The 20,980-nt window shown below is 71.0% G+C and carries 20 protein-coding genes and 1 pseudogene; 8 read left to right on the forward strand and 13 right to left on the reverse strand.

The annotated features are described in order from the left end of the window. Window positions 1-48 precede the first annotated feature (48 nt). Window positions 49-2,946, reverse strand: a complete 2,898-nt coding sequence (locus C6Y14_RS42535; RefSeq protein WP_107022297.1) for a helix-turn-helix transcriptional regulator — start codon at window positions 2,944-2,946, stop codon at window positions 49-51. Between the two features lie 479 nt (window positions 2,947-3,425). Between C6Y14_RS42535 and C6Y14_RS42540 the strand changes: the two genes are divergently transcribed. Further along, window positions 3,426-4,280 carry an endo alpha-1,4 polygalactosaminidase gene (locus C6Y14_RS42540; RefSeq protein ID WP_107022298.1) on the forward strand — a complete coding sequence of 285 codons (855 nt, stop codon included), beginning with the start codon at window positions 3,426-3,428 and terminating at the stop codon, window positions 4,278-4,280. Window positions 4,281-4,318: 38 nt separating this feature from the next. Here the strand turns inward: C6Y14_RS42540 and C6Y14_RS42545 are convergent, their stop codons facing one another. Continuing rightward, a complete protein-coding gene (locus C6Y14_RS42545) occupies window positions 4,319-4,834 on the reverse strand; it encodes a flavoprotein (protein ID WP_107022299.1) in 516 nt (171 codons plus the stop codon). Between the two features lie 9 nt (window positions 4,835-4,843). Continuing rightward, window positions 4,844-5,308: a nuclear transport factor 2 family protein gene (locus C6Y14_RS42550; RefSeq protein ID WP_107022300.1), complete on the reverse strand. Its 465-nt coding sequence runs from the start codon at window positions 5,306-5,308 to the stop codon at window positions 4,844-4,846. Window positions 5,309-5,465: 157 nt separating this feature from the next. On the opposite strand from C6Y14_RS42550, the gene C6Y14_RS42555 reads away from it, so the two are divergent. The 3 genes from C6Y14_RS42555 to C6Y14_RS42565 all read left to right on the forward strand — a co-directional run bounded on the left by C6Y14_RS42555 (window position 5,466) and on the right by C6Y14_RS42565 (window position 8,291). Beyond that, window positions 5,466-6,077, forward strand: coding sequence for a TetR/AcrR family transcriptional regulator (locus C6Y14_RS42555; RefSeq protein ID WP_107022301.1), 612 nt, complete (start codon window positions 5,466-5,468; stop codon window positions 6,075-6,077). Between the two features lie 121 nt (window positions 6,078-6,198). After that, window positions 6,199-7,659 (forward strand): aldehyde dehydrogenase family protein, encoded by a 1,461-nt coding sequence (locus tag C6Y14_RS42560; RefSeq protein WP_107022302.1) that lies wholly within the window; start codon window positions 6,199-6,201, stop codon window positions 7,657-7,659. 182 nt (window positions 7,660-7,841) lie between these two features. Continuing rightward, window positions 7,842-8,291 (forward strand): nitroreductase family deazaflavin-dependent oxidoreductase, encoded by a 450-nt coding sequence (locus C6Y14_RS42565; protein ID WP_107022303.1) that lies wholly within the window; start codon window positions 7,842-7,844, stop codon window positions 8,289-8,291. Window positions 8,292-8,359: 68 nt separating this feature from the next. On the opposite strand, the gene C6Y14_RS42570 is transcribed toward C6Y14_RS42565, so the two are convergent. Further along, the gene (locus C6Y14_RS42570; RefSeq protein ID WP_199855067.1) at window positions 8,360-9,292 is read right to left on the reverse strand and encodes a cation diffusion facilitator family transporter; all 933 of its coding nucleotides are present in this window, start codon (window positions 9,290-9,292) and stop codon (window positions 8,360-8,362) included. A gap of 143 nt (window positions 9,293-9,435) precedes the next feature. Here C6Y14_RS42570 and C6Y14_RS42575 point away from each other — a divergent pair, with 143 nt between their 5' ends. From C6Y14_RS42575 to C6Y14_RS42585, 3 genes are all read left to right on the forward strand, one after another. Beyond that, on the forward strand, window positions 9,436-10,464 hold the full coding sequence (locus tag C6Y14_RS42575; RefSeq protein WP_107022305.1) for a glutathione S-transferase family protein: 1,029 nt from the start codon (window positions 9,436-9,438) through the stop codon (window positions 10,462-10,464). Between the two features lie 80 nt (window positions 10,465-10,544). After that, the gene (locus C6Y14_RS42580; RefSeq protein ID WP_107022306.1) at window positions 10,545-10,844 is read left to right on the forward strand and encodes a DUF4235 domain-containing protein; all 300 of its coding nucleotides are present in this window, start codon (window positions 10,545-10,547) and stop codon (window positions 10,842-10,844) included. A 61-nt stretch (window positions 10,845-10,905) separates the two neighbouring features. Further along, window positions 10,906-11,373: a peroxiredoxin gene (locus C6Y14_RS42585; protein WP_107022307.1), complete on the forward strand. Its 468-nt coding sequence runs from the start codon at window positions 10,906-10,908 to the stop codon at window positions 11,371-11,373. A gap of 39 nt (window positions 11,374-11,412) precedes the next feature. Here the strand turns inward: C6Y14_RS42585 and C6Y14_RS42590 are convergent, their stop codons facing one another. Then, window positions 11,413-11,805: a VOC family protein gene (locus tag C6Y14_RS42590; protein ID WP_107022308.1), complete on the reverse strand. Its 393-nt coding sequence runs from the start codon at window positions 11,803-11,805 to the stop codon at window positions 11,413-11,415. A gap of 355 nt (window positions 11,806-12,160) precedes the next feature. Here C6Y14_RS42590 and C6Y14_RS42595 point away from each other — a divergent pair, with 355 nt between their 5' ends. Then, on the forward strand, window positions 12,161-13,192 hold the full coding sequence (locus tag C6Y14_RS42595; RefSeq protein ID WP_107022309.1) for a 7-epi-alpha-eudesmol synthase: 1,032 nt from the start codon (window positions 12,161-12,163) through the stop codon (window positions 13,190-13,192). A gap of 177 nt (window positions 13,193-13,369) precedes the next feature. On the opposite strand, the gene C6Y14_RS42600 is transcribed toward C6Y14_RS42595, so the two are convergent. The 8 genes and pseudogenes from C6Y14_RS42600 to C6Y14_RS42635 all read right to left on the reverse strand — a co-directional run. Continuing rightward, the gene (locus C6Y14_RS42600; RefSeq protein ID WP_107022310.1) at window positions 13,370-14,626 is read right to left on the reverse strand and encodes a cytochrome P450; all 1,257 of its coding nucleotides are present in this window, start codon (window positions 14,624-14,626) and stop codon (window positions 13,370-13,372) included. Continuing rightward, window positions 14,623-15,237: a GTP-binding protein gene (locus tag C6Y14_RS42605; RefSeq protein WP_107022311.1), complete on the reverse strand. Its 615-nt coding sequence runs from the start codon at window positions 15,235-15,237 to the stop codon at window positions 14,623-14,625. Before C6Y14_RS42605 ends, C6Y14_RS42600 begins: the two co-directional genes overlap by 4 nt. After that, window positions 15,218-15,589, reverse strand: coding sequence for a DUF742 domain-containing protein (locus tag C6Y14_RS42610; protein ID WP_107022312.1), 372 nt, complete (start codon window positions 15,587-15,589; stop codon window positions 15,218-15,220). Before C6Y14_RS42610 ends, C6Y14_RS42605 begins: the two co-directional genes overlap by 20 nt. Further along, window positions 15,586-15,996 carry a roadblock/LC7 domain-containing protein gene (locus tag C6Y14_RS42615; protein WP_055611716.1) on the reverse strand — a complete coding sequence of 137 codons (411 nt, stop codon included), beginning with the start codon at window positions 15,994-15,996 and terminating at the stop codon, window positions 15,586-15,588. The genes C6Y14_RS42610 and C6Y14_RS42615 overlap by 4 nt, the downstream gene beginning before the upstream one ends. Window positions 15,997-16,001: 5 nt before the next feature. Further along, a complete protein-coding gene (locus C6Y14_RS42620) occupies window positions 16,002-17,630 on the reverse strand; it encodes an ATP-binding protein (protein ID WP_107022313.1) in 1,629 nt (542 codons plus the stop codon). Between the two features lie 396 nt (window positions 17,631-18,026). Beyond that, entirely contained in the window at window positions 18,027-19,331 is a 1,305-nt protein-coding gene (ccrA, locus tag C6Y14_RS42625) for a crotonyl-CoA carboxylase/reductase (RefSeq protein WP_107022314.1), read from the reverse strand. Between the two features lie 49 nt (window positions 19,332-19,380). After that, entirely contained in the window at window positions 19,381-20,400 is a 1,020-nt protein-coding gene (locus C6Y14_RS42630; protein WP_107022315.1) for an alpha/beta hydrolase, read from the reverse strand. A 27-nt stretch (window positions 20,401-20,427) separates the two neighbouring features. After that, a pseudogene (locus C6Y14_RS42635) lies at window positions 20,428-20,980 on the reverse strand (polyketide synthase); the annotation flags it as partial.

The raw sequence follows: 20,980 nt of genomic DNA on the forward strand, positions 1-20,980 counted from the left end.
GTAGCCCGGCGCCGCCGGTGCGGCAGTACGGCCGGTCGCTACCCGCGCTCAGGCGTCGGGAACCTCCCGCAACGCGTCGGGCAGTACGTCGCGCAGCTGGGCGCGGGCCGTGACGCCCAGCTTGGGGAAGATCCGGTAGAGGTGGAAGCCGACCGTGCGGGGCGACAGGAAGATGCGTTCGCCGATCTCGCGGTTGGTGAGGCCCGCCGCGGCGAGCCGGGCGATCTGCAGTTGCTGCGGGGTGAGTTCGGAGAGGTCCGTGTCCTGGCCGGAGGTCGCGGTGGCGGTTGCGGCCGTGTGGACGCCCGCCGCCCGCAGTTCCGCGCGGGTGCGTTCCGTCCACGGCCGGGCGCCGAGGTTCTCGAAGACCTCCAGGGCGGCGGAGAGCAGCGGCCGTGCCTCGCCGGCGCGTCGGCGGCGGCGCAGCCATTCCGCGTAGTCGAGCCGGGTCTGGGCGCGCTCGAAGGGCCACCGGTCGCCCGTCGGACGGTCGAGCGACCGCTGGAAGTGCCGTTCGGCGTCGTCCGGTTCGGCCAGCAGGGCGTGGGCCCGGTCCACCAGCGCGGCGAGGCGCGGGGACACCTCTCCCCCGGCATGCCGTCGCCCGGCCGCGCCGAGGACCGCCCTCGCCTCACCGGCCCGGCCGGTGCGTACGGCGACGGCCGCGAGGTCGGCGAGGTGGTAGTCGGAGGCGTGGAAGTGCACAGGTTCGCCGTCCTGGGTGAAGACGGCACGGAAACGGTCGTACGCCGTCGCGTGGTCGCCCTCGGCCTGCGCCGCCGCGCCCAGCGCGTAGTGGGCCCGCACCTGCAGGCTGCGGCAGGTGGGCAGGTCCACGCCGTGGACGGCCCGCTGGACCGCGGTGCGCGCGGCGTCCGCGTCGCCGCGCAGGGCGAGCAGGGTGGCACCGAGGATGGGCGAGCCCGCGACCACGTTCTCCAGACCGCCCTCGGCCGCCGTGCGGTACGCCTCGTCGAGGGAGGCGCGGGCCGCCGTCCACGCGCCGCTCTCGTACTGGGCGAGCGCGAGGGCCTGGGCCACGGTGGCGTTGGCTCCGCCGGTCGGCGAACGTCGCAGATGCTCCAGCGCGGCGCCCAGCAGCCGGACGGCCTCGCCGGTCTCGTCGAGCACCCAGGCCGCCGCGCCCCAGGTGATCAGCTGGGAGAGGGGCCGGTCCCGTACGGGACCGCTCTCCTCGTCGGCCGGCGGACGGTCCCGGGCAGCACTGCCCCGGCCGGTGCCGTCCTGGCCGGTGCCGTCCCGGTCGGTACGGTCGCGGTCGGCGTGGAGCAGGGCGAGGGCCTGGGTCCGGTGACGCAGGGGGTCGGTGCCCGCCAGGATCCACAGGCGGTCGCTGTCGTCCTCCTGCGCGGGGACGCGTTCGGCGATGCGCACGATCTTCTCGCGGTGTGCGGGCTCCCCCGAGTTGTACGCCGGTGTGGTGGCCGTCGCCAGGGCGTCCAGGGCGAGAACGGGGTTCTTCTCGGTCGCGGCGTCCGCGAGCGGCAGCAGATAGCCGAGCGAGCCCTCGAACTGGGTGGTGACCGCGAGCGCCCAGCCCGCGCGGAGCGAGGCCTCGGCGAGCACGGCGGGGTCCTCGGTGAGCGCGGTGACGCGGGCGGTGATCTCGGCGACCCAGCGGGGGTGTCCGGCGTACATCGCCATGGTCGCGGCGCGGACCAGGCGGCGGGCCCGGTCGGCGGGGTCGGGGCTGAGCTGGGCGGCGCGTTCCAGCGCGGTGGCGGCTGCCGCGTACCCGCCTCGGCGCTGCGCCCGGCCCGCGCCGGCCTCCAGTTCCTCGGCGACACCCTCGTCCACGCCCTCGACGGCGGCGGCGCGGTGCCAGGCGCGGCGGTCCGGGTCGCCGGTGAAGACCTCGGCGAGGGACTGATGGGCCGCGTGCCGTTGTGCGTAGGTCGCCGACTGGTAGACGGCCGAGCGGATCAGCGGGTGCCGGAAACGGAGGTGGCCGTCGTCGATGCGGATGAGTCCGGCCCGCTCGGCGGGGTGCCAGTCGGCGGGGGTCGTGTCGGGGGCCGCGGCCGACAGGATGAGGGGCAGTTCGGCCGTCTCCGCTGCGGCGGCCAGCAGGAGCAGCTGCCGGGTGGCGGGCGGCAGTACGGGCAGGTCCTGGGCGAAGATCGCCTCCAGGCGGTCGGTGAGGGGCAGCGAGTCCGGAGCCGCTCGGGGATCGCGGGCGACAGCCCTGGCCAGCTCGACCAGCGCGAGGGGCACCCCGGCGGCCTCGTCGAGGATGCGGGAGCGGGCCCGGCCGGCGGGGGCCTGAGGCTGGAGGTCGAGGAGGCGTCCGGCCGACGCGGCGTCCAGCGGGTCGACGCTCAGCAGCGGGAACTCGCGGGCGAACTGTGCGGGTACGGACTGGTCGCGGGCCGCCACCAGCATCGCGACGGGCTCGCCCTCCAGACGCCGGGCCACGAAGGCCAGGGTGTCGAGCGTGCCCACGTCGAGCCAGTGGGCGTCGTCCACCACCAGCAGCACGGGGCCGCGCGCCGCGAGGTCGGACAGAAGGGTGAGCGCGCCGAGGGAGGTCAGCAGCGGATTCTGGGCGCTGTCAGGTTCCGCGCCCTCGTCGAGCCCGAACACGCCGAGCAGGGCGGTCCGTTGACGTGCGGGCAGTTCTTGAGCGAGGTCCAGCACCGGGCGCAGCAGCTGGTGGAGTCCGGCGAAGGGGAGCCCGGACTCGACCTCGCAGCCCGTGCAGCGCAGGACCCGTACACCGGCTGCGCGGGCAATCCGGCAGGCCTCGTCCAGAAGGACGCTCTTGCCCGAGCCCGGACTGCCGGTGACCACCAGCACACCGGGCCCGGGAAGTTCCGCCGCCGGTTCCTTTGACGACAGCCCCTGCACGAGCCCCGCGAGCACAGCCAGTTCGCGATCCCTCCCGACGATCCAGGCGCCACCGTCCGTCGCCGCCGAGTGCTTCACGCGTCTCCTTCCGCTGTTCCCGTGACCCTCGCCACTTCGGAAGAAATGCCCGACCGTCACACCATATGCACGATTATCACTCACCCAACATTCCCGCCCGCGCCGGGCCCCCACCAGCCCACACCCGAACTCTTGCCCGCCACCCCCACCCACCCAGGGGCGCGGGGAACTGCGCGCTCAACCCCCCACCCACCCGCATCCGAACACCCAGCCGCCACCCCACCCACCCAGGGGCGCGGGGAACTGCGCGACCAGCCCCCACCGACCCGCACCCGACAAGCCCACCGGGGCCCGAGGACCAAACCCGCGCGAACTTGACGCACAAACCCCCCACACGCTTTGATCCAGACGTGCCGGGACAGACACCCCGGCCCCCAGAGGTACGCCCAGCCGGTGGACAAGCTCCGCAGTCCGGCCAAAGTCGCCAGGCCCGTCACGGAGTCCGAGGCGGGGCCGTACTCGCGATCGATGGAGCGGACATGCCCGCCAAGCGTGCCCCCCGCACGGGATTTCTCAGGGCGGCAGCCGCCCTGGTGGCCCTGGCGGCCCTGACCTCCTGCTCGTCCGACAAGGACACCAAGGACCCCGCAGATCCCGCAGGCAGCACGAAGCCGAGTTCCGGACCCGTCCGGCTACCCCCCGTACCCGACGGTTTCGACTACCAGATCGGCGGCGCCTACCCCCCACCCTCCAGCGTCGGGATCGTCGCGCGCGACCGCACCGCCGACCCCGCCCGCGGTCTCTACAACATCTGTTACGTCAACGCCTTCCAGGCCCAGCCCGACGAACAGGACGACTGGCCCGACGACCTGCTGCTGCGGGACAAGGAGGGCGAGGTCGTCATCGACGCCGACTGGGACGAGGCGCTGCTCGACATCGGCACACCCGCCAAACGCAAGCGGGTCGCGGCCCGGGTCGACCAGTGGATCGACGGCTGCGCGGACAAGGGTTTCGACGCGGTCGAGCCGGACAACTACGACAGCTACACCCGCTCCGACGGCCTGCTGGACCCGGACGACGCGGTGTCCTTCATCAAGCTGCTCTCACAACGCGCCCACGCGCAGGGCCTGGCCATCGCCCAGAAGAACACGGTCGAGTTGGCAGACCGGCGCAACCGTGCCGGACTCGACTTCGCCGTGGTGGAGGAGTGCGGCGCGTACGACGAGTGCGGTGCGTACGCGGACGCCTTCGACGACAAGGTCGTCGTCGTGGAGTACACCGACAAGGGCATGAAGAAGGCCCTGGCGGGCTTCGGCGACCGGCTGAGCATCGTGCGCCGTGACCTGCAGGTGTCGATACCCGACAGCGACGACTACATCCGCGAGACCGGCTGACCGCAGCCCGGCACCCGGTACCCGACGCTCACCACGGGTCAGCGCGCCAGCAGATCCAACGCCTGCTCCCAGCGGAACCCGCGCTGCTCCGGCCCGCCGAAGGCGTGCTCCCCGAACCTGACCCCCATCCCGCGCAGCCTCTTCACGCTGTCCTGATAGGCGGGATGTGCGGTCAACGCCTCGCTCACGCAGGGCAGTACGGAGATCGGCACCCCCATCCCGTACGCCTCGCAGAGCGTGCCCAGGGCGAGCGTGTCGGAGATGCCGGCCGCCCACTTGTTGACGGTGTTGAAGGTCGCGGGCGCCACGGCGACGGCGTCCGGGTCGGGGAACGGACGCGGATCGCCGGGCGAGCGCCAGGCGGACCTGACCGGCCGGCCCGTCCGCGTCCCGACCGCCGCGACGTCGAAGAAATCCGTCGCCACCGGGGTCGCGATGACACCGACCTCCCAGTTCCGCTCCTGCGCCAGGGCGATCAACTCACCGACGCCGTCGGCGACTCCGGCCGCGCAGACGACGACGTACAGGAAGGGCTTACGGGCCTGTTCGGTCACCCGGGAACCCTACTCAACCGGGAAGGACCGCCCCCGCTCGGCGTCCGGCCGCGGGCCGAGGATCCGGCGCTCCTTCTCCTCGATCCGTACGTCGTCGATGCTGGCCTCGCGCCGGGTCATCAGGCCGTGTTCGTCGAACTCCCACAGCTCGTTGCCGTACGAACGCCACCACTGGCCGTCGGCGTCACGGCACTCGTACTGGAAGCGGACGGCGATGCGGTTGCCGTCGAAGGCCCACAGGTCCTTGCGCAGGGCGTACTCCTCCTCGCGCCGCCACTTCGAGGTGAGCAGTTCCACGATCTCGGCGCGCCCGGTGACGAAGGTGTCGCGGTTGCGCCAGACCGAGTCCTGCGAGTACGCGAGGGAGACCTTCCGCGGATCGCGGGTGTTCCAGGCGTCCTCGGCCGCCTGGACCTTCCGCGCGGCGGTCTCGCGGGTGAAGGGCGGCAGGGGCGGGCGGTCGGCGTCGGTCATACGGGGTCCCCTCGGAGTGAGTTCGCCGGTGGTCCGACACGGGCTTCGGGCCGGCACAGGCAGGAGAACGTACGTTCTCCGCGGTCGCTGTTAACGTAGAGAACGGTGGTTCTCACGTCAAGACACACGTTCAGCACAGCAGGGAGTGAGCCGGTACATGGACAGCGCGGTCGCCAGGGAGCAGACCCTGGACGCGGCGGAGACCCTGTTCTACGGGCGCGGCATACAGTCCGTCGGCATGGACGACATCCGCGGCGCCTCCGGGGTCTCGCTCAAACGTCTCTACCAGCTGTTCCCCGCCAAGGAGCAACTGGTGGTGGCCTATCTGGAGCGGCGCGACCTCCGATGGCGGCAGCGGCTCGCCGAGTACGTGGAGAACCCTTCGGACGGACACGAGGACGCTCGACAGCGTCTCCTCGCGGTCTTCGACTGGCTGGCCCGGTGGTTCCGTGAGCCCGACTTCCGCGGCTGCGCCTGGATCAACTCGTACGGGGAGCTGGGCGCCGTGTCGGAGCCGGTGGCCGATCAGGTCCGCGCCCACAAGCGGGCCTTCGGGGAGTATCTGGGCCGTCTCGTGGACGACGCGGGACTGCCCGCCGAACTGGCCGGGCAGCTGCACCTGCTGGCAGAGGGCGCGATGGTCACCGCCGCCGTCGAACGGAGCGCGGAACCCGCCGCCCGGGCCGGCCGGGCGGCCCGCGCACTGATCGACGCGTACAGCTCGTCCGACCGCTCGTCCGACCCGAACGGCGTGCCGGTCGGCCATTGACTGACACCGCGCCGGGTTGCAGACTCCAATTGAAGATTCAATGGACGATTGTTCACCAGACGAACGCGGGCGTTCCGTCGCGGAGCGCGCCGCGCGCGTCGCCCGACGGGAAGAGCCGCGCATGCCCCTCCATCGTGACCTGCTGATCGGCGGCAAGGACCAGCCCGCGGTCTCCGGCCGCACCGCCGAGGACGTGAATCCCTACAGCTCACAGCTGTACGCCACGGTCGCCGCGGCGGGTGTCGAGGACGTCACCCGGGCCGTGGACGCCGCCGACGCCGCGTTCGAGGCGTGGGCCGCGCTCGGTCCGGCGCAGCGGCGCAAGATCTTCCTCACCGCGGCCGACCTCCTGGAGGCCCGTACCGAGGACGCCGTCCGGATCATCGCGGGCGAGGTGGGCGGCACCCGGCCCTGGGCCATGTTCAACGTCGGCCTCGCCGCGAACATCCTCCGCGAGGCCGCCGCCGCGGTGACCGCTCCGCGCGGAGAGGTCCTGAGCGCCCAGGAGGAGGGCGCGCTGGGTCTCGCGGTCCGTGAGCCCGTCGGTGTCGTGGCCGCCTTCTCGCCGTGGAACGCGCCGGTCATCCTCGGGGTACGGGCCGTCGCCGCGCCGCTCGCCGCCGGCAACACCGTGGTGATGAAGCCCAGCGAGGACGCGCCGATCGCCTGCGGTCTGTTCATCGCGGACATCCTGCGCGAGGCGGGCCTGCCCGACGGCGTCCTGAACGTCGTCACGAACGCCCCCGAGGACGCGGCCGCCGTCGCCGAGGCCCTGGTCGCCGACGAGCGCGTACGGGCCGTCAACTTCACCGGCTCCACGGGGGTCGGCCGGATCATCGGGGTGCACGCGGCCCGGCATCTGAAGCCCGCGGTCCTCGAACTCGGCGGCAAGAACTCGGTGATCGTGCTGGACGACGCCGATGTCGACTACGCGGTCGACGCGGCCGTGTTCTCCGTCTTCATGAACTCCGGCCAGATCTGCATGTCCGCCGACCGGATCCTCGTGCACGAGAGCCTGGCCGAGGAGTTCACGGCCAAGTTCACCGCGAAGACCGAGTCGCTCGCGTCCGGCGACCCGGCCGATCCGCACACCGTCGTCGGCCCGCTCGTCACCGTGGACGCCGCCCGCCGGGTCGAGGCGCTCGTGGCGGACGCCGTCGCGAAGGGCGCGACCGTCCTCACCGGAGGTACCGCGCCCGAGGGGGCCGTACATCCGGCGACGGTCCTGACCGACCTTCCCGAGGAGGCCGAGCTGTACCGCGGGGAGGCCTTCGGTCCGCTCGCAGTGATCAGCACGTTCACCACGGACGACGAGGCCGTCTCCTTCGCCAACTCCACGGAGCACGGGCTGACCTGCGGGATCATCACCGAGAACGGCACCCATGGGCTCCGGGTCGCCCGCCGGATCCGTACCGGCATCGTGCATGTCAACGACCAGTCGGTCGCCGACGAACCGAACGCTCCCTTCGGCGGGTTCAAGGGCAGCGGGTACGGGCGCTTCGGTGGGCGCTGGGGCATCGAGGCGTTCAGCAACACCCGTTGGGTGACCCTGGCCACGCAGCAGGCGCACTTCCCGTTCTAGATCGGACACGGCTCAGGGGTGACTCGTACGGGCGTACTCGGGCAGGTGTGAGGGTGAAACGCCTCGTGCGGGATGAAAAGGGCGAGGCCGACGTGTTGAATTCCGAGTCGGCAGGCGCCGGCGGCAGTCGGCACGAGCCTGCACGAGTCGTACACGACGACGATCGATGGGATGGATGACACATGCCTCTTGAGGGTGAGTACGAGCCCAGTCCCACCCAGTGGGTGCGCGATCAGGTGGAGCTGTACGAGCGCTCCGGCGGTACCGAGGGAACGACCCTGCGGGAGACCGGGCGCCCCGTGATCGTGCTGACCACGCGCGGCGCGAAGAGCGGGAAGATCCGCAAGACGCCGCTCATGCGGGTCGAGCACGACGGCCGTTACGCCGCCGTCGCCTCACTGGGCGGCGCGCCCAAGCACCCCGTCTGGTACCACAACGTGGTCAGCGACCCCCAGGTGGAGCTGCAGGACGGCCCGACGCGCCAGGACATGACGGCGCGGGAGGTGACCGGCGAGGAGAAGGCCCAGTGGTGGGAGCGGGCGGTCGCCGCGTTCCCGGACTACGCCGACTACCAGAAGAAGACCGACCGCGAGATCCCGGTCTTCGTCCTGGAGCCGGCCGCCGGCCAGTAGCCGTTCCGGGCGTACCGGCCCGCTCCAAGTCGGTGTGCATGAACGGATGAACGTCGGGCACCCGATGTTCAGGTCCCGCCGCGCTCCCCCGTCGCGGCGGGGCCATTTTCGTGTGCGGCCGCGCGGCGCGCGAGGCGGGCGTCGGTCACGTCGAGGAAGATCTGGTCGACCTCCGGGACCAGATTGCGGACGGACGCCTTGATACGTACGGCGACGAGTTCGACCTCCTCGCTGTCCAGGCCGGGCGTCAGGTCGACGCGGGCGGCCACCAGGGTCGAGTCGGGTCCGAGCTGCATGGTCAGCAGGGACTCCACGGAGTCGATCTCGGGCTGCGCCTCCAGCAGGGCACGGATGCGGTTGCTCGACTCCTCGTCGGTGGCCTGCCCGATCAGCTGGTCGCGCGCGTCACGGCCCAGCCGGTACGCCACGAAGACCAGGAGGCAGCCGATGGCGATGGACGCCGACGCCTCGTAGACGACCTGGCCGGTCACCATGTGCAGGGCCATGCCGGCGATCGCGAAGAGCACACCCAGCACGGCGGTGCCGTCCTCGGCGATGACGGTACGCAGCGCCGGGTCCCTGATCTCGGAGGAGAAGCCGCCCTGTTTCTGCACCTGGTGGAGTGCCCGCAGCAGCGACCCGCCCTCGGCGAGGAGCGCCACGACCAGCACCACGAGCCCGGCCACATAACCGCTGTGGGATTCGGACCCCTCGCTGCCCAGCGCCTCGAAGCCCTGGAAGAAGGAGAAGCAGCCACCCATCAGGAAGATGCCCACGGCGGCCAGCAGTGACCAGAAGAAGCGTTCCTTTCCATAACCGAAAGGGTGACGGTTGTCGGCGGGGCGCCGACTGCGGCGCAGGGCGGCCAGGAGGAAGACCTCGTTCAGGCTGTCGGCGACCGAGTGCGCGGCCTCCGACAGCAGGGCGGGCGATCCGGCGAACAGGCCGCCCACGGCCTTCGCCACGGCGATCACGAGATTGGCTGCCAGCGCCACCAGCACGGTGACACGGGTGCGGCGGTCCGACGGGGAGGAAGGCTTACGGTTCACCTCCGCCGAATGCCCCACTCGCCCTGCCTCACACGAGGTGCCGGCGGTTTTCGGGGAACCCCTACGGAGGCCGACGTACGAAAGGGAGACGCTTCATGGGCGACACCAAGAGCACCGGCGAGGGCAACAGCGCGCTCGGGAAGAAATCCTTCAAGCGGTCGAAGAGCCACTTCGCGGACCGGGTGACGGCCGACGGGCGCGACGGCTGGCCGGTCGCGGCCGGGCGCTACCGGCTGGTCGTGAGCCGGGCCTGTCCCTGGGCGAGCCGCGCGGTGATCTCGCGGCGGCTGCTGGGGCTTGAGGAGGCCCTGCCGATGGCGGTCACCGACCCGATCCAGGACGACCGCAGCTGGCGCTTCACGCTGGACCCCGGGGGCCGCGACCCCGTCCTCGGCATCCGCTACCTCGCCGAGGCGTACGAGGCCCGTGAGCCGGGCGCTCCGGGCGGCGTCAGCGTGCCCGCCGTGGTGGACGTGGCAAGCGGGCGCCTGGTGACGAACGACTACCAGCAGCTCACCCTGGACCTCGCCACCGAGTGGCGCGACCTGCACCGCGAAGGGGCGCCGGACCTCTACCCGGAAGGGCTGCGCGACGAGATCGACGAGGTCGTGGAGGAGGTGTACGAGGACGTCAACAACGGGGTGTACCGGGCCGGGTTCGCGACCGGCCAGGAGGAGTACGAAGCGGCCTACGAGGGGGTGTTCCGGCGGCTGGAGCTGCTGTCGGGGCGGCTCGCGGAGCGGCGGTACCTCGTCGGGGACACGATCACCGAGGCGGACATCCGGCTGTTCACGACCCTGGTCCGCTTCGACGCCGTCTACCACGGCCACTTCAAGTGCAACCGGCACAAGCTGACGGAGGATCCCGTGCTGTGGGCGTACGCCCGTGATCTCTACCAGACGCCGGGATTCGGGGACACCGTCGACTTCGATCACATCAAGAGGCACTACTACCAGGTCCACGAGGGCATCAACCCGACCCGCATCGTGCCGCTCGGCCCGGACCTGTCCGGCTGGCTGACCTCGCACGGGCGCGAGGAGCTGGGCGGGCGCCCGTTCGGGGACGGTAGCCCGCCGGGTCCCGTGCGCGAGGGCGAGGAGGTGCCGGCGGCCGGCCGGCCCTGACGGGAGCGGGGCCGCGTATTCGCCGCTGAACTGGACACTCGCCTGATGTTCCCGCAGAACAGCTACCGAAGGAGAGCCAGGTGTCGAAGAAGAAAAAGAGCCTGCCCGTCGTCTACAAGCCCGTCGGGTTCCTGCTCGGCTGGACGAGCGGAACCCTCGCCGGACTGGCGTTCCAGAAGGTCTGGAAGGTGATCCGCCACGAGGACGACGCACCCGACGCGCTGGACAAGGACCGCGGCTGGGGCGAGGTGCTGCTCGCGGCGGCCGTCCAGGGCGCGATCTTCGCGGTCGTCCGCAGCGCGGCGGACCGCACCGGCGCCAAGGCCATCGAGCGGTCCACCGGAGTGTGGCCCGGCGATGACAAGGGGGGCCGCGACTGACGCTCCGTACCGTCCAGTACGGTGGCCTTCCAACAGGTGGCCGACAGTCAGGGAGCCAGTCGTGACGAACCAGGCAGCGGTGGGCGACACCGTCGAGGACTTCACTCTCCCGGACGAGACGGGCACGCCCCGGCAGCTCTCGGAGCTGCTGGGCGGAGGCCCTGTCGTGCTCTTCTTCTATCCGGCGGCGCTCTCCTCGGGCTGCACCGCCGAGGCCTGCCACTTCCGCGATCTGGCCGCCGAGTTCACGGCCGCCGGGGCGCGGCCGGTGGGGATCAGCGGTGACACGGTCGAGCGGCAGCGGGAGTTCACCCAGAAGCACACCCTGGGCTATCCGCTGCTGTCCGACCCGGACGGTACGGTCCGCGAGCTGTTCGGGGTGAAGCGCGGTTTCTCGCTGGCGCCCACCAAGCGGGTCACCTTCGTCATCGCCGAGGACCGGACGATCCTCGAAGTGGTGCGCAGCGAACTCCGGATGAGCGCGCACGCGGACCGCGCCCTGGCGGCCCTGCGCGCGCACCGCGCCTGAACGACCCGGCCCCGCCCCGGCCCCCGGCCCTGCTCGGGTTCAGCCCTGTTTGGGTGCGGTCGCCGCTTCCAGGCGCAGGGTGAACGAGTGGCCCGACGGGTCGGCGTAACCCCGCTCCTCGTACGGGCCGCCCCCGTCCTTGGCCTCCAGCGCGCGCCCGCCCAGGCTGATCACTTTGCGCTCGGCCGCGTCGAGGTCGTCGACGTGGAAGTCCAGGTGGGCCTGGAGAGAGTTCTCGGGGCGCGGCCAGCTGGGCGGGGTCGCGTTCACGTCCCGCCGGAACGCCATCCGCATGCCGTCGGCACCCTGGATCTCCACCCGGTTCGCCGTCGCGTCGGTTTCCTCCCCGTCGAGGAACTCCTTGTAGAACGCGGCGAGTTTCTCGGGCTCGGAACAGTCAAGAACCACGAACCCTGCCACTACCAGTGCCATATCTCCTCCGAAGACCGGTCGAGCGCGAACGGCCCTCCGCCCACTGCTCGTTGACCGGGTACCCCGTCGCGTGGCAAACAGCCCGCGCAACCGGTCGCGCGCGACGCACAGGGGGCAACCGCGCACATTCGGCCACGGAGGCCGACAAATCGGCGAGGTCACGGAGCGATGTAACGCAGGTCACGGTGAAGTCACCGAGGTCGTGGCATAGATCATTTACGATCAGGGCAACCTCGTAGCGTAAATCGAGTCAACTTTCGCCTCAGGAAGCGCAGTTCGAGTCAGTGGGCGGCACTTTCGCACGCCCGCGCGCAGGGGTGGGGGCCCTGTGTATTCGTCTCAAGGAAGGACGCGAATGCCGCAGGACGTCAGGTTCGACCTCCCCTTCGCCACCCCGGTCAGCGCACATCTCGACCACGCCGAGGCGCGCCATCTGCGCTGGGTGTGGGACAAGGGCCTGGTGCGCAGCAACGCCGGTTTCGAGGAGTACCGGTCCTGGGATCTGCCCCAGGCCGCCGCCCGCACCTACCCCCACGCCTCCGCCGACGACATGGTCGTCCTGATGAACTGGTTCTCGCTGGCCTTCCTCTTCGACGACCAGTTCGACTCGGGCAGGCCCGACCGCGCCGACCGCATAGCGGAGGTGGCGCGGGAACTCATCGTCACTCCCCTGCGGCCCGCGGGCATCACCCCCCGGGTGGTCTGCCCCATCACGGTGGCCTGGGCCGAGGTGTGGGCCCATCTTTCGGATGGCATGTCTCTGACATGGCGTACACGCTTCGCGGCCTCCTGGGGCCGTTTCCTCGTGGCGCACACCGAGGAGGTCGACCTCGCCTCGCGCGGCCTGGCCGGCACGCTCGACCTCCAGGAGTACGCCGCGTTCCGGCGCCGTACGGTGGGCATCCACCACAGCATCGACGCCGGGGAGCGCAGCCGCGGGTTCGAGGTGCCCGCCGAGGCGGAGGCGCATCCGCTGATGGAGAGGATGCGGGACCTCGCCGCCGACACCATCGGCTTCATGAACGACATCCACTCCTTCGAGCGCGAGAAACGCCGGGGGGACGGGCACAACCTGATAGCCGTCCTGCACCGGGAACGCCGCTGCAGCTGGCAGGAGGCGGCCGACGAGGCGGTCCGGATGACCACGGAGTGCCTCGCCGAGTACCTCGAACTGGAGTCGCAGGTACCGAAGATGTGCGACGAGCTGGGCCTGAACGAGGAGGAGCGCGGCAGGGTCCGGATGGGCGTCGAGGCGATCCAGCACTGGATCAACGGCAACTACGAATGGGCGCTGACCTCGGGCCGCTACGCCGCCGACAAGGAAACCCCCGCTTCCCAGGCAGAACTGGCGGGCAGGGGCTCCCTGGACGACCTCCTGGCGGTCTGACAACGATTTCCCGCGCCTCGTCAGCACCGCCGCGGAAGGCGGTTGCTTTTGGGGGCGCGGGGAACTGCGCGACCGGCCCCCACGCACCCGCAGTCGGCACACGACCCGAAACGGCCGCAGGCCCGCCCCCGGCGAACGGGAAAGCGGGCCTGCGGGCTACGAACTACGGGCTACGGACTAGGCGGCGAACTGAACCGGCAACCGGTCCAACCGCGCCTCCCACGTGGACGCGGTAGCGGTGAGCTCCTCCGGAGTCACGGCGAGCCGCAACCCCGGCAACCGGTGCAGCAGCACATCGACGGCGGTCTCGATGATCGCCTGCCCGATGTTCTGCCCGGGGCATTCGTGCGGCCCCCCGCTGAACGCCAGATGCGACTGGTTGCCGTGCACCGAGACCCCCACGTCGGGCCGGATCTCCGGATCGATGTTGCCGGCGGTCAGGCCGAGCACCAGCAGGTCACCCTCCTGGAGCCGGTGCCCGCCGAGTTCCATGTCCGCGGTCGCGAACCGCCCCGGCAGGACGGCCAGCGGCGGCGTGTTCCACATGACCTCCTCCACGACGGCGGAGATGTTCAGCTGCCCGCTGACCAGGCCGGACAGCCGCCCGGCGTCGGTGAGGACCAGTTGCAGCACCCGCGCCAGCAGGTTGCTGGTCGTGGTGTGCGCGGTGATCAGCACCAGCCGCAGATGGTTGACGATCTCGTCCTCGTCGAGGTCGGCGTGGTGTTCCAGCAGCCCGGTGGTGAAGTCGGACCCGGGCTCCACCCGCTTGCGCTCGGTGAGTTCGCCGAGGATCTGCATGATGCGGTCGTTGTGGGCGAGCGCTTCCGCGCCACCCTTGATGACCTGTGCGGACGACTCGGCGAGCCGCCGCCCCTCGCTCTCCGCGAGCCCGAACACCCTGGTCAGTACGAGCATCGGCAGGTACTCGGCGTACTCGGTCACCAGGTCGGCGCTGCCCGCCTCGGCGAACGCGTCGATCTGCTTGTTGGCGAAGTGCGTGACGTGCCGCCGGATGCCGCGGCCCGAGACGGCCTGCAGGTTGTCGGTGACCGCGCTGCGCAGCCTGCGGTGCGGCTCGCCGTCCTGCGAGACGCAGTCGGGCCGCCAGCCCACCATCTGCATCAGCGGGGACGTGCTCTCGACACGCCCCTCCTTCCAGTCCCGCCAGATCCGCGAATCCCGGCTGAACTGGCGGGGGTTGTCGAGCACCCGCCGGTTCTCCCGGTAGCCGAGCACCAGCCAGGCGGGCACGTCGCCCTCCAGCAGGACCGGCGCGACGGGCCCATGCTCCTTGCGCAGCCGCCCGTAGATGCCGATCGGGTCGACGGCGGCCTCGGGCCCGTAGAGCCGGGTGGGGTCCGCTCCCCCGCCGTGCGCGACCGGGCAGCCGCGCGGGGCGTCGGGGCCGTCGTTTAAGGGCTGATCGGTCATCGGGCCTCCAGTGCGACGGCGGAGCGGTCCTTGAGGTGCCGTATCAGCGCGATCAGCACATCACGGCTGGAGGCCCGGTCGCGGGCGTCGCAGGCCACCACCGGGATGTCCGGGGAGATGTCCAGGGCGTCCCGGATCTCCTCGACCGGGTGGTCCTTGGAGTCCGGGAACACGTTCAGGGCGATCACGAACGGGACGTCCTGCCGCTCCATCTCCTCGATGGCCCGGAAACTGGAGGCCAGCCTGCGGGTGTCGACCAGGACCACCGCCCCGAGCGCGCCTTTGAAGAGGCCGTTCCACAGGAACCAGAATCGTTCCTGCCCGGGGGTGCCGAACAGGTACAGCATCAGCTGGTCGTTGATGCCGATCTTGCCGAAGTCCAGGCTGACGGTGGTCTCCTGCTTGTCCGCCACCCCGATCAGGTTGTCGACGTCGGCGCTGGCCTGTGTCAGCGTCTCCTCGGTGGTGAGCGGCTTGATGTCGCTGACGGACCGGACCATGGTGGTCTTTCCGGTACCGAAGCCGCCGGCGATCATCACCTTCACCGAGCGGGCACCGGCCGCGCCGTCGGCCGGGTTGCGGTCGGGATGGTCAAAGCCTTTGAAGTCCACTGAGTACCTCCTCAAGGAGCGCGAGGTCGGGCCCGCGACCGGCGCCTGACGCCGGGATGGGATCACGGGCTTCAACGCGGCCTGCGTCCAGCAGATCGGCCAAGAGCACCGCGAGAATGTTGAAGGGCAGTCCGAGGTGGGCGCCGAGTTCGGCCACCGACAACGGATCACGGCAGCGCCGGAGGATCTCCTCGTGTTCGTGCTGCAGGCCGGGGCCGGCCGCCGCACGGGAGGTGATGAGGGTCGCCACGTCAAGGCTCGACGACGAACCGCCCGGTCCGCTGCGACCGCCCGTGAGGACGTAGTAGCGCTCAAGACCGGACGGGTCCGTGGGTCGACGGGGACCACTCATCCAGAGTGCTCCTCCAGGCGCGGAGTGGTGCCGAGGAGCTCACCCATCCTGCGGGCCAGGTCCCTCATCTGGTGGCCGAGGAGGCCCTGGTCGAGCCCTTCCCTGGCCAGGACGCCGAGGTACGTCTCCACGCCCGCGCGCACCACGAAGAGGTGACCGCCGTCGACCTCGATCATCGCGAGCCGCAGCTGCCCGGCGTACTTGGGGAACTGCTCGGCCACCGGCTGGGCCAGTGCCTGCAGTCCCGCCACCACGGCGGCGAAGCGGTCCACGTCGTCGGGGTCGTCGGCTCCGTAGGAGGTGATGGCCTTTCCGTCGCTGGAGGCCACAAGGGCGAAGCGGATCTCCTGGATGCTCTCGACCAGATCGCGGAGCGCCCAGCTCACGTCGGTTCCCTGTTGCGTCATGAGGACTAGTCGCTCTCTTCCGTGCGGTGCTCTGTGGACTCGACGCCGGAGGTCGGCTCACGGTCGGCGACCGGCTCGCGCCCCGCCGTGGCGAAGGCGGCCAGGCCGGTGAAGGACGCGTCCGGCGGTACCGCGTGCGAGGCGGTGGCGACGGAGTCGTCCTCCTGCACGGCCGCCTTGGGCCGCTCGGACTCGGTCCGCCTGCGGCGCCTGGGCAGACCGCCGGGCGTGGTGTCCCCGGTCTCCTCCGGCTCCGCGGCCAGGTCCGTCGTGTCGCTCTCGGTGTCCGGCGCGGCCGTGACGGTGTCCGGCGCGGCCGTGACCTGGGCGGCCGGGGCCGGTGCCGTGACGGCGGCGGGCAGCTGACTGAAGTACTTGTGAGGTACCACGATGACCACCGACGTACCGAGCCAGGGCGAGTCCGCGAAGGTGACCCTGATGCCGTACCGGCGGGCCAGCACTCCCACCACCCGCAGACCGAGGTGCGCGTCCTCGGACACACCCCCGATACCGGGGCCGGGGGCCACGCCTTCGAGCGCCTGGAGAGCCTCCTGCTTCTTCTCCTCGCTCAGGCCCTTGCCGGAGTCCTGGATCTCGACACCGACGCCGTTCGGGACCTCCTTGCCCGACACGATCACGGGCTCGGTGGGCGGGGAGTAGCGCGCCGCGTTGTCCAGCAGATGGGCGAAGATCAGCGTGAGGTGGTCCACCAGACCGCCGTCGACGCCGAGTTCGGGCAGGTACTGCACCTGGACGCGGTCGAAGTCCCGGATCCGGCCGATGCCGCCGCGCACCACACTGAGCAGCCGCTGCGGTTCCTGCCACTGACGGCCCGGACGGTCGGTGCCGCCGAGGACGCCGATGCTCGCCGCCAGGGAGTCGGCGGGGCCGAGCTCCTGGTCCAGCTCCATCAGTCCCTGGGCGACGGACGGCAGTCTGCCGTGCTCGCCCTGCATCTCGTGCAGCCGGCCGCGCAGCTTGCTGGTCAGTACGTGGATACGGCTGCCGATGCTGATGACGGCCTGCTCGGCGGAGGTGGAGCGGTCGAGCTCCTGCTCCACACCCATGAGGGCGGTCCTGAGGGCCTTGCGCAGTACGGCCTGCAGGTCGGCGCCGATCTCGGCGCCCTGGCCGGCCGTGGGCAGCAGGTCGTCGATGGAGTCACCGTCCCGGAGCCGCTCCAGCGCGTCGGGCAGCAGGCCGTCGGCGAGCTGGGCGACCGCGGCGACCTGGCGGTCCAGCTGTTCCTGCCAGGCCCGGTTCTGCTCGGCGATCCGCGTCTCGTAGGCCGTGGCCTGTTCGGCGAGCTGTGCGTCGTGGGCGGCGCGCTCGGCGGCGCTCTTGCGTTCGAGGCCGGCCACGTGCTGCTGCCACTGCTGGGAGTGCTCGGCCTGCGCGTTTCTGAACTCACCTGCGCTGCTGCGCAGTTGACGCTGGGAGCGGATCAGGAGCCGTACGGTGACGGCGCTCGCGGCCGTGACGACGACGCCGGAGACGATCGCGGGTATTCGGACCTGGTCGGAGCCAACGACCGCGGCGACGACGGTGCCGGCCCCTAAGGCCAGTGGCAGCAGCCACCAGCTGTACCAGGGGACCGGTGCCCGCGCCGCCGGTGGCGGAGTGGCAAGTTCCATCTGCATCCTTCAAAGCAACACGATCGAACAGGGGGGAAACTCGGGGGGCTGCACTCGTCACGAGATGGTCGACCCCGTGACAGGCATGGGTGGACAGCGAGTGACCAGCGATTGCAGTCGCGTCAACTCGCCGCACCTCAGGGAACCTTATCGGTTTTGATCTCCAACGGATCACCGCGGCCGGTCCCTCGCCGTGAAGGTTTCGTTACGCCCCCACCAGCCCCTTTGAGTCGACAAATCCCTTGACTCGTCATCATGATCCAACATGGGCGGGGTAAATAGGTGCATACGCCACGGGTCAACCGCCGGTAACCGCCGCACTCATGGCCAAGGCCCCGCCGTGAGCGACGGGGCCTGGACGCGTCCGAGCTATTACCGCGGGTTACTACGATTTGGTCACGCCGGGCGGGCGACCAGCTCCCTGCGTACGGGGTCGGTGACACCGAGGCCGGGCGCCGGAGCCAGCGACAGGACGCCGACCTTGCCCAGGTGGGTGTTGCTCTGGACCAGTCTGGCCGCCTCCGCCGTATCGGTGAGGGGGTAGGTCTCGGTGAGCGCGGGAGCCAGGTGGCCGAGGTCGAGGAGACGGTGCACGGCGGCCTGCTCATGGAGGTTGGAGCCATGGCTGCCGATGACCCGCTTGAGGCGCATCCACAGATAGCGGTTGTCGAACTCGTGCCGGTAGCCCGTGCTGGAGCCACAGGTGACCACCGCGCCGCCCCGGCGGACGACGAAGACGGAGACACCGAAGGTGGCCCGGCCCACGTGCTCGAAGACGATGTGCGGGTCCTCTCCGGTAGCGGCCCGGATCCGCTTGCCGAGGCGCTTGCCGACGACGGAAGGGTCCGCCGGGGCCTCGCTGCCGGTGAGTCCGATCTCCTCCCGGTTGATGACCACATGGCACCCGAGGCGGCGGGCGTACTCCGCCTTGCGCTCGCTGCTGACCACGCCCACGGCGATCCCGCCGCCGTTGCGCACCAGTTGGACCGCGTACGCGCCGAGCCCGCCGGCCGCCCCCCAGATCAGGACGACGTCGCCCTGGGTCATCCGGGCACCCCGGTCGCTGACGAGCATGCGGTACGCCGTGCCCGCGCACAGCGGGTTCGAGGCGGCCTCCTCCCAGGTCAAGTGCGCGGGTTTGGGGAGGAGTTGGCTGGCTCGGGCGACGGCGTAGTGGGCGAGTGCCCCGTAGTTGGTCTCGAAGCCCCACGCGAGCATGCCGTTGCCGAGCATGCCGTCGGCGTGGGTCGCCGGGTCCTCCTCGTCGACGTAGACCGGGCTCACCACGACCTGGTCGCCGACCTGCCATCTGCGCACGCCCGAACCGGCGCGGACGACGACCCCGGACGCGTCCGAGCCGATCACGTGGAACGGCTGGTCGTGCCGGGCCGCCCACCGGTCCTGGCGGCCGAAGTGCCGCAGGAAGGAGAAGGTCGGGACGGGCTCGAACATCGCCGACCAGACGGTGTTGTAGTTGATGCCGCTCGCCATGACGGCCACCAGCACCTCGTTCGGGGCGAGTTCGGGCATCGGTACGTCACCGAGGTGGATCGACTTGCGGACGTCCTTGTCGGCCACTCCGGCGAAACTGTCCACGTCCTCCGCGCGCAGATGGGCGGCGGTGTAGTGGCCGGGGGTGGGGAGGTGTGCCAGTTCCGTGCGGTCGGCTCCCGCGACGACGGCCTGCGCCAGCGCGTCCATGGTGGTTCCTCCTTGGGTGGGGTCGGCCCGGGTCCGCTCGGGCCGGGGGTCAGCTCAGACCGAGGCCTTTCGCGAGCGTCGGCCAGGACGCCTTGAACTCCTGGCGCCAGTTCGGCCAGGCGTGCGCTCCCCCGCTGTAGAAATGCACCTGGGCCGGAATGCCCAGGGCGTCCAGCTGCGCGGTGAAACGGTGGGCTTGAGCCCAGAGCGTGCCTTCCAGCAGGGCGCCTTCGAGATTGCCGAAGTCACCGCCCGGCAGACCGCTGCCCTGTGAGAGGTACAGCCCGGTGCCCTTCAGGGCGCGCGCCAGTGCGTAGGGGTTGTGACGGTTCCAGTTGTCCCGGTTGAGCAGGTAGCTGCCCCACAGGCTCAGCGGGAGCAGCAGCTCACGGGCGACGATGGCGTTCAGCACGGTCGGCATGCCGAGGGCCGTGGTGTCGAGGATCCCGCTGTACGAGGCCGCCGCGCCGAAGGTGCCGGGGTGCCGGGCGGCGAAGGCCAGGGCGCCGTAGCCGCCGGTGGACACGCCGGCGACGGCGCGCTTCGTCCCGGCCCGGAACCTCTGCTGCAGCACGCCCATCAACTCGTCGACCTGGAAGGTCTCGTAGTCCGGCGCGTCGGCGCTTCCGTAGTTCCACCAGTCGGTGGGGATGCCGGTGGGTCCCGACGAGGGCATCACGGTGAGGACGTCCTGCCCGGCGAGGAAGTCGACGACGTCCGTCTCCCTCGTCCAGGACGTGTAGTCGTCGTGGGCGCCCTGGAGGAGATGGAGGACGGGCCAGGTGCGGTCGGGCTGCGCGGCGTAACCGGTCGGCAGGACGACCCGTACGGGCAGGGAGGCGCCGACGGCCGGGGAGGCGATCGTGAGGTCGACGGTCCGGGCGTCGAGCCATCGCTCGCCCACGACGGTGGGGGTCGCGGCGGCCTTCGCGACGGTCCTCGCGACGGGGGCGGCGGCTTCGGCGGAGGAGACGGGTGCGGCGATCGTCGGCGGGGCGGTGAGTGCGACGCCCGTTCCGAGCAGGGCCGTCGTCACCGCGAGAGCGGCACATCTGCGCTTACGAGTCATGGGGCAAGTCCCTTCAGGAGTCCCGCGTCAGGAGTCCCGCAGATCGCGTGTCAGCAACCGGGCCAGGTGGTCGACGACCGGTGGGTCGAGCAGTGACAGGTGGTGGCCCGGCAGCGGGACGACGGTCAGATCGGTGCAGTGCGCGTCCCAGCCGAGCGTCGCGTCCTCGCGCTCGTAGCGGGGGTCCCGGACGGTGTGCGGGGCGGGTTCGCTCGCGCGGTAGAGCAGGGTGCGGCCGGCGTAGGTGCCGGGTCGGTGCCGTTCGCCGCTGCGCAGGTCCAGGTAGGAGGTCCGCTGGTGTTCGAGGACGGCTTCCGGTAGCTCGACGGTGTCTCTGAGCACCTTGATGACGAGGTCGATCCGTGCGGTGTCGTCCAGATCGTCGAGGTCGGCGAGTTCGTCGTACGGGAGGTCGAGTGCTGTGCCGTAGGTGTGTCGCACGTAGGTGGCGAAGTCTCGGAAGTGGCGTAGGGCGTGGTCGGTCGGGGGGAGGTGGGTGGGGAGGGGGAGGACGGAGTCGAGGAGGACGAGGGCCGTGACCTGGCCGTCGGGGGTGAGGAGTCCGGCCGTCTCCTGGGCC

The sequence above is a fragment of the Streptomyces dioscori genome, assembly GCF_003024195.1.
Taxonomy (GTDB): domain Bacteria; phylum Actinomycetota; class Actinomycetes; order Streptomycetales; family Streptomycetaceae; genus Streptomyces; species Streptomyces dioscori.